Genomic DNA, 13,301 nt, shown 5'->3' with positions numbered 1-13,301 from the left:
GCGGGGCGGCGGTTGGTGCCGCCTTTTCCTTGGCGGTGTTCGGCTTGACCCGCTTCGCTTCCCAGTCGGCATAGCCGCCCGCGACGATGTCGACCTTGCCCGTGCCGTCGAGGCCGAGCGTCACGGTGACGGTGCGGTCGAGGAAGTCGCGGTCGTGGCTGACCAGCAGCACGGTGCCGGCATAGTCGGCGATGACTTCTTGCAACAGGTCGAGCGTTTCGAGGTCGAGGTCGTTGGTCGGCTCGTCGAGCACGAGCAGGTTCGATTCGCGGGCGAATTCGCGCGCGAGCAGTAGCCGCGAGCGTTCGCCGCCCGACAAGGCGCCGACGCTGGCTTCGACGACGCCGGGGTCGAAGAGAAATTCCTTCAAATAGCCCTGGATATGCTTCTTCACCCCGCGCACCTCGACCCAGTCGCCGCCATCGGCAAGGATGTCGCGGACGGTCTTGTCGGGTGACAGCAGGCTACGCTGCTGGTCGATGATGATGCCGTCGAGCGTCGGGGCAAGGGTGATGCTGCCGCTGTCGGGCGCAATTTCGCCGGTGAGCAGCTTGAGCAGGGTCGATTTGCCTGCGCCATTGGCGCCGACAATGCCGATGCGGTCACCGCGCTGGACGCGGAAATCGAAATTCTTGATGATGACGCGGTCGCCGAAGCTTTTCGACACGCCCTCGGCGACGATCACCGATTTCGAGCGGACATCGTCGTTGGCGAGGCCGAGCTTGGCAACGCCGGGGCCGCCGATCATCGCGGCGCGGGTGGCGCGCATTTCCTTGAGCTTTTCGAGCCGTCCCTGATTGCGCTTGCGGCGCGCGGTGACGCCGCGTTCGAGCCAGTGCGCCTCGAGCCGCAGTTTCGAATCGAGCCGTTGCGCCGCGCGCGCTTCCTCGGCGGCGACGGCATCGCTCCATTCCTCGAAACCGCCGAAGCCGATTTCCTTGCGGCGGATGCTGCCGCGGTCGAGCCACAGCGTCTGGCGCGTCAGGCGGGTGAGGAAGGTGCGGTCGTGGCTGATCGCGACGAACGCCCCGGTGTAGCGCGCGAGCCAGCTTTCGAGCCAGTCGATCGCGGCGAGGTCGAGGTGGTTGGTAGGCTCGTCGAGCAGCAGCACGTCGGGGTTCTGCGCCAGCGCCCGGGCGAGCGCAGCGCGGCGGCGTTCGCCGCCCGACGCGCTTGCGGCGGATCGGCTCATGTCGATCCCGAGCTGGTCGGCGATCGCGGCGACTTCAAATTCTTCCGGCGCATTCGGAGCGGCGACGGCGAAGTCCATCAGCGTCGCGAAACCCGAAAAATCGGGTTCCTGTTCAAGCATCACGACATGGGTGCCGGGGACGATGACGCGCTTGCCCTTGTCGGGCTCGATCCGGCCCGCGAGCAATTTGAGCAAGGTCGTCTTGCCCGCGCCGTTGCGCCCGATCAGCGCCAGCCGGTCGCGTTCGCCGACATAGATGTCGAGATCCTGGAACAGCCAGCCGCTGCCCTGCACAAGGCCAAGGCCTTCGTAAGATAAAATCGGTGCTGCCATTGGGTCAGGGTCTGCTTCTTGCACGTCCGAGGCGTCGAAATGGCGAAGGTATCGACTTCGTGCGACCGCCGCGGATGGTGGTTCCATCCGCAAGGGCGCATGGTGCCGAGACCGAAGCCATTTCGACGTCCCTGCGGGATTTGATCGATTTCGTCCATGGGCGCGTCAGCGAGCCTTGGAATATAGTCATATGCCTGCGTCCCGCTTCCTCGCCCTGAACGAAATCGCTTCAAACCTCGAACGCGCAAGAAGCAGACCCTGACCCATATGAACGGCTCGCTACTGGCGCGTTCAGCATCATGCAAGCGCCGAGCGCACAAAGGCCGGAACGGGTCTGCTCCGTCAGCGTTACGGAACCGGATTTCACAACTGGCCGGGGGTCCGGCCGACAGGAGAATGAAATGACGAAGCAATTGTTCGCCGTTATGGCAACCGGACTGGCGCTGATGGCGGCGACGCCCGCGCTGGCGCAGCAAGGAGGTTCGACGGTGACGGCAGCAACGGTGCAGGGTCCGATCCTGAGCTTCAGCGTCAATGAAGAGGTGCGTTCGCGCCCCGATCAGGCGAGCGTCGGCGCCGGCGTGACGACGACCGCGCCGACCGCGGTCGAAGCGATGCGCGCCAATGCCGCGGCGATGGACAAGCTGATCGCCGCCGCCAAGACGCGCGGGATCAAGCCCGCGGATATCCAGACGAGCGGCATCAGCCTGTCGCCGCAATATGATTACAGCAATCAGGGCAATGGCCAGCCGCCGCGCTTCATCGGTTATCAGGTCAGCAACACCGTTCGCGCGACGACCGGCAAGATCGACGACATCGGTCCGCTACTCGACGCGCTGGTGGCTGCGGGCGGCACGAATATCGAGGGTCCGTGGTTCGGCATGAAGGACGCCGATGCCCAGCTGGTCGGCGCGCGCGGCGCAGCGATCAAGGCGGCCGAGGCGAAGGCCGCGGACTATGCGCGGCTCGCGGGCTATCGCGGCGCCGAACTGGTGTCGATCAGCGAAGGCGGCAGCTTTGGCGGGCCGCAACCGCCGATGCCCTATGGGCGCGGGCTGATGGCCGCCGAGGCGAAGGCAACACCGGTCGAACCGGGGCAGGTCGCGAACACGCTGACGCTAAGTTTCCAGTATCGGTTGGTGAAATAAGCGGATCGGGGAGTTGGTCTTGGCCGACTCCCCTTTTTCGCTCGACACGAACGGGGTTCTGAGCAGGTTTACCCCAGCTCCCCCTCCGCCCACGGCCACGGCCGTTCGCGGAACCATTTGGTGATGATATATTTGCGCCCTTTGCGCACCTTCATCCCGTGATGGAGCGTGTCGGGGTTCGTCGTGCCATCGGGCCGCACATTGTTCCACGCGAGCAGCTTGCCGACCTCGGGCTGGTGCAGCTTTCCGGTCGCGAGAAAGCGCGTCGCGCCGCCTGCGGCTGGCTCGTTGAGATAGATCATCAGCGTCCAGCTGCGCTGGCCCGGAACCGCGCAATAGGTTTCCCAGTCGGCCCCATGCGGGTCGAAATAATCGGTGTGCGCCTTGAATTCCTGGCCGACATCGTAACGCTGCCCCTGCATCGGCTCGCCAAATTCGAGCGGGATGCCGGTGAGGTCGTGGAGGCGGTTGTTGAGTGCGATCACCAGCGGGTCGCGGTGGTCGAGGTCGCATGTCGTGCTGGTGCGAAAGGCGTCGTCGCCGTTGGGATCGGCGATCGTCGAGGGGCGCACGTCGCGGTCGATGAGCGCGATCAGCGCGGCACAGGTTTCGGGGTCGAGAAAGCGCGAAAGCATGAACTGTTCGAGCTTTGGCGTCGGCGCGCGGCGGATGCCGGGGACCGCGGCGAGCCGCGCCGCGGTGCGATCGGCGCCCGAGGTTGTCATATCGACATGTTCATTCGCAGCCATGGCGCGCTTTTTAGCAGGGAAGCGCGTGCGAACAATGCTTGACGAAGGGCCACCCCCGCGCCTATTCGCCGCGCGCTGTCGAGGTCGCTTTTGAGCGTCCCCGTCCTGTGTGGCGACCATAGCTCAGTTGGTTAGAGCGCCGGTTTGTGGTACCGGAGGTCGCGGGTTCGAGCCCCGTTGGTCGCCCCATTTCCTTCCAAGTTTTTCGCGACAATCGTTCGGACCGCGTTTCGACGTGACTCTGCCATCGCGTCTGATTATTACGCCCTGACGTAATTTTTTAACGCAAGGATTGAATCCATGTCCGCAGTCTGGGATTTCGCCGATTTTGACGATCATGAGCATGTTCACATGTTCCGCGATCGGGCCAGCGGACTTACGGCGGTCATTGCGGTTCATTCGACGCATCTTGGCCCCGGCGCGGGCGGCGTGCGATACTGGCATTATCCGCAGCGCGCCGCGGCGATCACCGACGCGCTGCGCCTGTCGCGCGGCATGAGCTATAAAAATGCGATGGCGGGGCTGCCGATGGGCGGCGGCAAGGGCGTGATTCTGGCCGACGAAGGCGCGGCGAAGACTCCCGAACTGCTCGCGGCGTTCGGACGCGCAGTCGAGTCGCTGGGCGGCGCCTATGTGACGGCCGAAGATGTCGGCATGTCGGACGCCGACATGGTCGCGATTTCGAAGCATACCAAGCATGTCAGCGGGCTTCCCGTGGCGAGCGGCGAAGCGGGCGGCGATCCTGGCCCGCTGACCGCGCTCGGCGTCTATCTGGGCATCAAGGCGGCAATCAAGCAGGGGCTGGGGACCGACAGCGCCAAGGATGTGCGGATCGCGATCCAGGGCGTCGGGAGCGTCGGCGGCGGCGTCGCGCGGCGGCTGGCTGCCGAGGGCGCGAAGCTGACGCTGGCTGACGTCAACCTGACGCGCGCGAAGGAACTCGCCGAAGAACTGGGCGCCGAGCTCGCCGATTCGGCAGCGATCATGGAAATCGAAGCCGATGTGCTGAGCCCGAACGCGCTGGGCGCGATCTTGACCGAACGCAGCATCGAAAAGCTGCGCGTGCCGATCGTTGCGGGCGGCGCCAACAACCAGCTGGCGACCGCCGCCGATGGGCAGCGCATTCACGACCGCGGCATCACCTATGCCCCCGACTATGTCATCAACGCGGGCGGCATCATCAATGTCGCGCTGGAATATCTGGGGCAGGGCAGCCGCGAAGAGGTCGAAAGCCGCATCCACCTGATCCCCGGCCGCCTCGCCGAGATCTGGGCCGAGAGCAAGGCGAGCGGCACGCCGGCGTCGGCGGTGGCCGACCGGATGGCGCAGAAGCTGATCGGGCGAGGATAGGAAAAACGTCGCCCCCGCGAAGGTGGGGGCCGCTAGCCGCCTATTCCTGCGCTGCTGCGTAAACCGACTGCGGCCCCCGCCTGCGCGGGGGCGACGGGAAGTGGGCTGGCGTCGATTGTTAAATCCGCTAAGCCACCCCGCAATGAAGCGTCATTTGTATCTGGTCGGCGGCTGGGCGTCGCTGGCGATCGGCGCGGTGGGCGCTTTTTTGCCGTTGTTGCCGACGGTGCCGCTGGTGATTCTGGCGGCCTTCTGTTTCGCGCGATCGTCGCCGCGGCTCGAGGCTTGGCTGCTGGGCCATCCGGCCTTTGGGCATCATATTGTCGCGTGGCGTGAAAAGGGCGCGATCAGCCGCAAGGGCAAGATCGCGGCGAGCGTCGCCTTTGCGGTCAGCATCGTGCTGGCATTGTTGTTCGCCCCCTGGCCGTGGATGATGGCGCCGATCATCGCGGCGGCGGTGGGCGGCAGCTGGATCTGGACAAGGCCGGAGGGGTAAGCCCTCCGGCCTTGTCGATTTTTTTGTTCTGCCGAGCGCCGTCAGAAATCGACCGTCAGGCGACCGTACACAAAGCGACCGCTGAAGCCGAAGGGCGACTGCGACGAATAAGGCAGGAAGCTGTTGTTCAGGCCGAAGTTGAAGCCGTTCACGGTACCAAAAGGCAGGCGGTCGGGATATTCGTCGAGCAGATTGTTCGCCCCGACCGCCAATTGCACCGGCTGCACCGGACGGAAGCGGAATTCCAGATCGACAATCCATTTCGGCGACAGGGTCACGTCGCCCGGCGCGGCGTCCTTGGGAATGGTGATGTCGAGGCTGGGTCCGGGCAGGAACACCTTGCCGTAACGGTTGGCGCGCAGCGTCATGCCGGCCGGGCCCGCTTCCCAGTCGATACCGGCGTTGAACTTGTTCGACGGCTGTCCGTCGGTCAGACGAAAGCTTTCGGGCCGGGCGAACAGGCGCTGCGCGGTGAAGCCGCTGAAGGTCCGGCGGTCGGTAATTTTTGTATCATTGATGTTGTAACCCGCGGTCAGGGTGAAGCGGCCCGCACCGAAGTCGGGTAGGCGATAGCTGCCGACGATGTCGAGCCCTTGCGTCCGCGTATCGATGCCGTTCACGAAGAAGCGCGCCGAGGTTCCGGCCACGCCCGCCGCTTGCAGGATGGCGACGACGTCGGCGCCCTGCAGATTTTCGGTCAGGGTGATGCGGTCCTTGATCTTGATCCGGTAGTAATCGACCGTCAGGCTGAAACCGGAAATCATATTGAACGCGATGCCGCCACCGATATTGACCGATTTTTCGGGATCGAGCGGCTGGGCGCCTAGCGCAACCGCGATTGGCGATCCGACCGGGAAGGTACCGATTTCGATCAGCCCGACCCCCGCGACATTGTTGGTTGAGGTCGTCGAGAAGAATTGTTGGGCCATACCCGGCGCACGAAAGCCGGTGGATATCGAACCGCGCAGGGCAAGGCCGCTGACCGGTTCAAGTCGCGCCGCGAGCTTGCCGTTCACCGTGTCGCCAAAATCGGAGAAATGTTCGTAGCGACCTGCAACCTGGACGTTGAAGATGTCGCTGATGTCGGCATCCAGCTCGAGATAGCCGGCGAAGCTGTCGCGCGAGGCATCGATCGCGGTGGTGGGCGAGAAACCGGGAAACACCTGCGATCCCGGCGCCGCGCCGTTGGTGAAGGTGAAAGGCCCGGCAATATAGCTCGACACTTCACCGGGTACGATCTTGTAGTTTTCGTTTCGCCATTCGCCGCCCAGCGCCAAGGTCGTGTCGCCCATGCCGAAGTCGATCGAGCGCGCGGCGTCGAAATTCACCGACATCTGGCCCGAGCGCAATCCGCCCGCGTTGAATTTCCTGGGGCTGTTGAGGCCGCCGAGCGATGTGTTGAAGCTGTTTTCGACCCCGTAGTTCAGACGGTTGGTGCCATAATTGATCGAAAGGTCGAGATTCCAGCCGGCCGTTTCGCCGCGCACCCCGCCGGCGATCGCGATGTCACGGATTTCGCTGGTGATGAGCGGCAGGAAGCCGTCGGGATAGAAAGGCTGGCCGCCATTTGCCCAGTCGGCGTTCCGCACGTCGAGCGCGCGGCGATAGAAGCCGGCACCATTTGCGTCGCGCACGCCGTAGCTGCCGAAACTGTAAAGCTCAAACCCGGAGCCGACATCCATGCCGGCGTTGAAAAAGAAGTTCATATCCTTTGATTCGCCGTCGCCGAAGCGGTGGGCATAGCGGTTGAAGGTGGTCTCGCGGGGATCGCCGATGCCGGCGTAGTTGCGGCGAATATCGGGGCCGGAGCGGTTGGTCGGTGCCCTGTCCTTATATTCGGCGGTGACGTTGAAATAGCCGCCCTCGCCAACCGGCAGGCCGATGTTCGTCGCAAAGGTATAGGTGTCGCCGTCGCGGCGTTTGCGATCGCGGCCGGTGAAGGTGATCACCGGATCGCCGTTGGCCGTCGTGGTCGGCGCGACGCTGGCCACCTGAGCGACGTCCTCCATCGTCGTGATATATTTGCCGTAGCTGATCTGCGCGCGGCCGCCTTCGCGGCGCTTGAGCTGGATGTTGATGACCCCCGCGATGGCATCCGATCCATATTGCGAGGCGGCGCCGTCGCGCAGCACCTCAATCCGGTCGATCGCGAGCGGCGGAATGGTGTTCATGTCGACGCCCGACGAACCGCGTCCGACCGAGCCATTGAGGTTGAGCAGCGACGAGAGATGGCGACGCTTACCATTGACCAGAACTAGCACCTGGTCGGGTGCAAGGCCGCGCAGCGTGGCAGGGCGCAACGAGTCGGTGCCGTCGGTCAGCGACGGCTGCGGGAAGTTGAAGGAGGGTACGAGCTGGTTGAGCAGTCGGTTCGTTTCGGTGGTGCCGCTGTTTTGCAGCATTTCGCTCGAAATCACGTCGATCGGCACCGTGCTGTCGGCAATCGTCCGGTCGGTGCGACGGGTGCCGGTCACAATGATGGTGGCGCTGTCCGACGCGTCGCTGGCGCCATCCTGGGCGACAGCGGGAGCGGCGATGCTGCCGCTGGCGATCAACGCTGCGGCAAGCGCGAGCGACGGGATTCGGGAAGTGTTTCGCATAAGTGGCCCCTTATTGTGTCTGGCCGAAACGGCCGGCCACGAAAGGATTGATACGAAAGCCAGCAATGGCCACCCAAATTACATCGAAGCACGGTCATATCTTACGTTTTTGTGACGATTGTGGTAATCGAGACACATATCAATGGCATAGTACGATATAAAATTTCAATTCTTAGAAGTTATCGATACCATTATAACCAGGCGGAAATCTGCAATTGGCTGGACCGCTGCCTTCGCGTCGCCTAAGGCTCTGGCCGCGATGCACGCCTATGCGAATCCCACCCGTTTTCTGGCAATCGCCCGACCCTTGACGCCGTGGCTGCTCGGCCTCGGGGTGCTGCTCGTGCTGGCGGGCGCGTGGGCCGGGCTGACGCAGGTGCCGGGCGACTATAAGCAGGGTGAAACGGCACGGATTCTTTATGTCCATGTCCCGGCGGCGTGGCTCGGAATGGGCGGCTGGACGTCGCTGGCTTTTGCGGGGTTGATCCAGCTGGTGTGGCGGCACCCGCTGTCGGGTATCGCCGCGCGCGCGATCGCGGTGCCGGGGATGCTGTTCACCGCGCTGTGCCTCGCCACCGGGTCGATCTGGGGCAAGCCGACGTGGGGAACCTGGTGGGAATGGGACGGGCGGATGACGTCGATGCTCGTCCTGCTGTTCCTCTATGCGGGCTTTATCGCGCTGACCAATGGCGAAGACGGGCAAAGGCAGGGCGGCTCGCTGTCGCGCGGCGCGGCGATTTATGCGCTGGTGGGCGCGATCAACATTCCGATCATCAACCGCAGCGTTGTGTGGTGGAACAGCCTGCATCAGGGGCCGAGCATCACGCTGCGCGGGTCGAGCATCGACAATGCGCTGCTGTGGCCGTTGGGCTTGACCTTGCTCGGTTTTTCGCTGTTATTCGGCGCGATCGTGCTGATGCGGATGCGGAGGATCATCGCCGACAACCGCGTTGCGGCGCGGCTGCGGCGGCTCGCCGACGAGGAGGATTGACGCGTGACGGGGGTGATCAGCGGCAGCGGCCAATGGGCCTATGTGGCGGCAGCTTACGGACTGACGGTGCTGCTCACCGGCGCCGTGCTGTGGTCGAGCTGGCGCGCCATGGCGAAGGCCGAGCGGCGTAGCGATGCGCTGCGCCGGGACCGCACATGAAGGCGAAACATCAACGATTGGTGCTGGCGCTGGTCGCGCTGGTCGGCGTCGCCGGCGCTGGCGTGCTCGCGGCGAGCGCGCTGCGCGACGAGGCGGCCTATTTCCGCACCCCCGTTGAAGTGCAGGGCGGCAAGGCCGCGGTCGGCGAGGCGATGCGGCTGGGTGGTATGGTTGCCAAGGGCAGCATCAAGCGCCAGAGCGACGGGCTGACGATCCGCTTCGTCGCGACCGACGGCAAGGCGTCGGTGCCGGTCGAATATACCGGTATCGTCCCCGACCTGTTCGGCGAGGAAAGCGGGATGGTCGCCGACGGCCGGATGCGCGCCGACGGAACCTTTGTCGCCGACCGCATCCTGGCGAAGCATGACGAGCGTTATATGCCGCCGCAGATGGTTGAGATGCCGAAGAATATGAAGGCGCCTGCGGTATGATGGATATTCGTCGCCCCCGCGAAGGCGGGGGCCGCCATCGGCCTTTTTCTGCATTGCTGTGTAAAACGACAGCGGCCCCCGCCTGCGCGGGGGCGACGATCATATGATTGCCGAACTCGGCCTCGCGCTGCTGTGGGTCGCCGCTGCGCTCGCATGCCTGTCGCTGGTCGCGGGCATATTGTTCCTGCGCGGCGGGCCGAAGGATCTTGGGGCGCTCGTGCGCCCCGCAAGCGTGGCGCAGGGCGTGCTCACCGCCGCGGCGTTCGGCCTACTGATCGCGCTGTTCGTGCGGTCGGATATGTCGGTCGAACTTGTCGCGCGCAACAGCAACAGCCTGAAACCGATGATTTTCAAGGTCGCGGGAACGTGGGGCAATCACGAAGGGTCGATGCTGCTGTGGTTGATGATCCTGTCGCTGTCGGGCGGGCTGATCGCGATTTTCGAGAAAAGGCTGCGCGAGGATACGCTGATTGCCACGCTCGCCGCGCAGGCGGCACTGAGCATCGGCTTTTTTGCGTTCCTGCTGTTCTCGTCGAACCCGTTCAAGCGGCTGCCGGTTGCACCGCCCGACGGGCAGGGGCTCAACCCGCTGCTCCAGGACATCGGTTTGGCCTTCCACCCGCCGACGCTTTACGTCGGCTATGTCGGGCTTTCGGTGGCGTTCAGCTTTGCCGTCGGCGCGCTGATCACGCGCGAGATCGGCCCGGCGTTCGCGCGCGCGATGCGGCCGTGGGTGCTCGGCAGCTGGATTTTCCTGACGCTCGGCATCACCGCCGGCAGTTACTGGGCCTATTATGAGCTTGGCTGGGGCGGCTGGTGGTTCTGGGACCCGGTCGAAAATGTCTCGCTCGTCCCGTGGCTCGCGGGCGCGGCCTTGCTCCATTCGGTCGCGGTGACCGCGACACGCAACGCGCTGCGCGCGTGGACGGTGATGCTCGCGGTGATCGGCTTTTCGATGTCGATGGTCGGCACCTTCATCGTCCGGTCGGGGCTCTTGACGAGCGTCCACAGCTTTGCGGTCGATCCCGAGCGCGGCACTTTCCTGCTTGTGCTGATGGCGATCTATATCGGCGGCGCGCTTACCCTGTTTGCGCTGCGCGCCGGGGCGGTCGCCGAGGGCAAGAAATTCGCGCTGCTGAGCCGCGAAGGCTCGCTTGTCATCAACAATCTGCTGCTGACGACGATCCTCGCGCTCGTCCTGCTCGGGACGCTCTATCCGATCGTCGCCGAGGCGATGGGCGAGAAGATTTCGGTCGGGCCGCCCTATTATAACCGCGTCGCGGGCCCGCTCGCGCTAATCCTCTGCCTTGTCATGGTTGCGGGACCTCTGCTGAGCTGGCGCAAGGATGATGGAAAGCGGCTTTGGTCGCGCCTGCCGCTCGCGATCTTCGCGGGCTCGGCGGTGCTGTTCGCCCTGATCCTGTTCGGCGGCAAGGTCGGCATATTGCCGCTGCTCGGCATGACGGTGGCGGGGATCGTCGCGGTTGCGAGCCTCGCGCCGCTGTGGGGACGCAACCTCCGCCGCACGCCGCTGCCGACATGGGGCATGGTGGTGGCGCATTTCGGCGTCGCGGTGTGCCTCGCCGGGATGGGCGCCGAAAGTGCCTTCATCAAGGAACGGCTGGTCGCGGCGGCGCCGGGCGACGACATCCGGATCGGCGATTTTTCGGTGAAGTTTGTCGGAGTGAAGCCGGTCGCGGGGCCGAATTATACCGCCATCGAGGGGACGCTGGTCGCGACGACATCGTCAGGAAGCAGCTTTACGATGAAGCCCGAAGCGCGCACCTTTCCGGGGCTGATGGGGACCGCGCCGACCGAGACGAACGAGGCGGCGTTGCTCACGCGACCGGGCGGGCAGCTCTATGCGGTGCTCGGCCAGCCGGTGACGGGTGAGGACGGGCGCGCCGACCGCTACCAGATCCGCCTGTGGTGGAAGCCGCTGGTGTGGTGGATATGGCTGGGCGGCGGGCTGATCGCCTTCGGTGCGACGCTGTCGATGCTCGGCCGCGCGCAGCTTTTAACAATCTTTCGCGCGCGCCGCGCGCGCAAGGCAGAGGAACGATTTGCGCCATGAAGAACCGCTGGGTCCTTTTTGTACCGCTGGCGATCATGGGGCTGCTGTTCGGCGCTTTCATCTACCGGCTGGTGACCCCCGCCGAGACGCTGATCCAGTCGCAGTGGATCGACAAGCCGATGCCGCTGTTCGACTTGCCGCCCGCGACCGCGGGGGTCGAGGGGCTGAAGAGCAGCCAGCTCGCCGACGGCAAACCGCGCCTCGTCAATGTCTTCGCAAGCTGGTGCATCCCGTGCCGCGCCGAGGCGCCGCAGCTCGAGGCGCTGAAGGCCGCGGGGGTGCCGATCGACGGCATCGCGATCCGCGACCGGCCCGAAGATGTCGCGATGTTCCTGAACGAATATGGCAATCCCTTCGACCGGATCGGCGCCGACATGCAGTCGAGCGTGCAGATTGCCTTGGGATCGTCGGGGGTTCCCGAAACCTTCCTGATCGACGGCAAGGGGATCATCCGCGAACAGATCCAGGGGGTTATCCTGGCCGATCAGGTGCCCGAGATCATCGCCAAGCTGGAGGCGATGAAATGAGCATGACATGGTCCATCTCGTCGCGCTCCCCCGCGAAAGCGGGGGGCCAGGGCGGCAAAGTGCGACGTTGGGGCAAGGTCGCCGTGGACCCCCGCTTTCGCGGGGGAGCATGGCTTTTGGCGGCGCTGCTGCTGGCCGCTACTGGTATGTTCTCGTCGTCATCGCTCGCCCAAGACCGCTTGCCCCCCGCACCCTATGCCTATCAGCAGCTCAAAGACCCGGCGCAGGAAGCGCGCGCGAAGGCGCTGATGGAGGAATTGCGCTGCCTTGTCTGTCAGGGGCAGTCGATCGCCGATTCGGACGCGCCCTTGGCGGGCGATATGCGGCACGAGGTGCGCAGCAAGATCGCGGCGGGCGAAAGCCCCGGTGAAATCAAGACGTGGCTCGTCGCGCGCTATGGCAATTGGGTGAGCTATGATCCGCCGTTCGATGCGGCGACGGCGTTTCTGTGGCTCGGGCCTTTGCTGTTCCTCGCGATCGGCGGCTGGCTTGCCTTTGGCCGCTTCCGGCGCGGCGCGAGCGATGCGGAGGATGCGGCATGATCTGGCTCTGGGTACTGCTCGTCGCGGCGCTGACGATCGGCGGCATCTTCTGGCTCGGCAAGCTGCCCGCCGCGGCGCGGCCGCTCGCGGGGGCGGCGGTGATGCTGGGGCTTGCAGGCTATGCGCTGCAGGGCAGCCCGTCGCTCGCGGGCAAGCCGGTCGCGGCGCCCGAGGAGCCCGAGGGGTTCGGCGAGGCGCTGACCGACCAGCGGCAGGGGATGGCGGACCGTTTCGGCCCCGCGGCGCAGTGGCTCGGCATGTCCGACGGCTTTGCGCGCACGGGCAAGACCGAACTCGCGGCGCAAACGCTCGAAAAGGGGCTTCAGAAATATCCCGACAATGTCGACCTCTGGGTCGGGCTCGGCAACGCGCTCGCGGCGCATGGCGGTGGTATGATGTCGCCCGCGGCGGCGCTCGCCTTCGACGAGGCGGCGAAGCGCGATCCCTCGCACCCCGCGCCGCCCTTTTTCGCGGGGCTCGCGCTCGCGCAGGGCGGCGACCTGAAGGGCGCCGAGGCGGTGTGGAGCGAGCTTCTGGCGCGCAGCCCCGCCGATGCGCCGTGGCGCGCCGATCTGGAAATGCGGCTCGGTCAGCTGCGGCAGGCGCTCGGGCCGCAGCTGCCGCTACCATCGGCCGATGACGCCCCCGGAGCGGCGGCGGGCGTCCCGAATTGAAACCTATTCCAAAGGCGCTGGCTCGTCTAAAGGCG

The 13,301-nt window shown here is 65.2% G+C and carries 13 protein-coding genes and 1 tRNA gene; 11 read left to right on the top strand and 3 right to left on the bottom strand.

Features of this window, described 5'->3' with window-relative positions:
• Positions 1-1,525, bottom strand: a 1,525-nt coding sequence (locus tag FFS18_RS16250) for an ABC-F family ATP-binding cassette domain-containing protein (protein ID WP_137871649.1), incomplete at its 3' end; no start/stop codon positions are given.
• A 401-nt stretch (positions 1,526-1,926) separates the two neighbouring features.
• Here FFS18_RS16250 and FFS18_RS16245 point away from each other — a divergent pair.
• Positions 1,927-2,673 carry an SIMPL domain-containing protein gene (locus FFS18_RS16245; protein ID WP_137871648.1) on the top strand — a complete coding sequence of 249 codons (747 nt, stop codon included), beginning with the start codon at positions 1,927-1,929 and terminating at the stop codon, positions 2,671-2,673.
• A 68-nt stretch (positions 2,674-2,741) separates the two neighbouring features.
• Here the strand turns inward: FFS18_RS16245 and FFS18_RS16240 are convergent, their stop codons facing one another.
• Entirely contained in the window at positions 2,742-3,422 is a 681-nt protein-coding gene (locus FFS18_RS16240; RefSeq protein WP_502704185.1) for a prolyl hydroxylase family protein, read from the bottom strand.
• Between the two features lie 112 nt (positions 3,423-3,534).
• Between FFS18_RS16240 and FFS18_RS16235 the strand changes: the two genes are divergently transcribed.
• The 3 genes from FFS18_RS16235 to FFS18_RS16225 all read left to right on the top strand — a co-directional run bounded on the left by FFS18_RS16235 (position 3,535) and on the right by FFS18_RS16225 (position 5,268).
• A tRNA-His gene (locus FFS18_RS16235) sits at positions 3,535-3,611 on the top strand.
• 111 nt (positions 3,612-3,722) lie between these two features.
• Entirely contained in the window at positions 3,723-4,772 is a 1,050-nt protein-coding gene (locus tag FFS18_RS16230) for a Glu/Leu/Phe/Val family dehydrogenase (protein WP_137871647.1), read from the top strand.
• Positions 4,773-4,914: 142 nt separating this feature from the next.
• Entirely contained in the window at positions 4,915-5,268 is a 354-nt protein-coding gene (locus tag FFS18_RS16225) for a YbaN family protein (RefSeq protein WP_120215813.1), read from the top strand.
• 41 nt (positions 5,269-5,309) lie between these two features.
• On the opposite strand, the gene FFS18_RS16220 is transcribed toward FFS18_RS16225, so the two are convergent.
• Positions 5,310-7,868, bottom strand: a complete 2,559-nt coding sequence (locus FFS18_RS16220; RefSeq protein ID WP_137871646.1) for a TonB-dependent receptor plug domain-containing protein — start codon at positions 7,866-7,868, stop codon at positions 5,310-5,312.
• Between the two features lie 259 nt (positions 7,869-8,127).
• On the opposite strand from FFS18_RS16220, the gene ccmC reads away from it, so the two are divergent.
• From ccmC to FFS18_RS16190, 7 genes are all read left to right on the top strand, one after another.
• On the top strand, positions 8,128-8,859 hold the full coding sequence (ccmC, locus tag FFS18_RS16215; protein ID WP_137871645.1) for a heme ABC transporter permease CcmC: 732 nt from the start codon (positions 8,128-8,130) through the stop codon (positions 8,857-8,859).
• 3 nt (positions 8,860-8,862) lie between these two features.
• Positions 8,863-9,018, top strand: a complete 156-nt coding sequence (locus FFS18_RS17555) for a hypothetical protein (RefSeq protein WP_168452473.1) — start codon at positions 8,863-8,865, stop codon at positions 9,016-9,018.
• Entirely contained in the window at positions 9,015-9,449 is a 435-nt protein-coding gene (gene ccmE, locus FFS18_RS16210; protein WP_137871644.1) for a cytochrome c maturation protein CcmE, read from the top strand. Before FFS18_RS17555 ends, ccmE begins: the two co-directional genes overlap by 4 nt.
• Before the next feature lie 103 nt (positions 9,450-9,552).
• The gene (locus FFS18_RS16205) at positions 9,553-11,523 is read left to right on the top strand and encodes a heme lyase CcmF/NrfE family subunit (protein ID WP_137871643.1); all 1,971 of its coding nucleotides are present in this window, start codon (positions 9,553-9,555) and stop codon (positions 11,521-11,523) included.
• On the top strand, positions 11,520-12,050 hold the full coding sequence (locus FFS18_RS16200; protein WP_137871642.1) for a DsbE family thiol:disulfide interchange protein: 531 nt from the start codon (positions 11,520-11,522) through the stop codon (positions 12,048-12,050). Before FFS18_RS16205 ends, FFS18_RS16200 begins: the two co-directional genes overlap by 4 nt.
• A gap of 146 nt (positions 12,051-12,196) precedes the next feature.
• Positions 12,197-12,592, top strand: a complete 396-nt coding sequence (locus tag FFS18_RS16195; protein WP_137871650.1) for a cytochrome c-type biogenesis protein — start codon at positions 12,197-12,199, stop codon at positions 12,590-12,592.
• Complete coding sequence (locus FFS18_RS16190) at positions 12,589-13,266, top strand: tetratricopeptide repeat protein (protein ID WP_120215819.1); 678 nt, start codon at positions 12,589-12,591, stop codon at positions 13,264-13,266. Before FFS18_RS16195 ends, FFS18_RS16190 begins: the two co-directional genes overlap by 4 nt.
• The last annotated feature ends 35 nt before the right edge of the window (positions 13,267-13,301 follow it).

It is taken from the genome of Sphingopyxis sp. 2PD, from assembly GCF_005503695.1.
Lineage (GTDB): Bacteria > Pseudomonadota > Alphaproteobacteria > Sphingomonadales > Sphingomonadaceae > Sphingopyxis.
The sequence above is the reverse complement of the archived record's forward strand: the minus strand, read 5'-3'. Positions and strand labels throughout refer to the sequence as shown.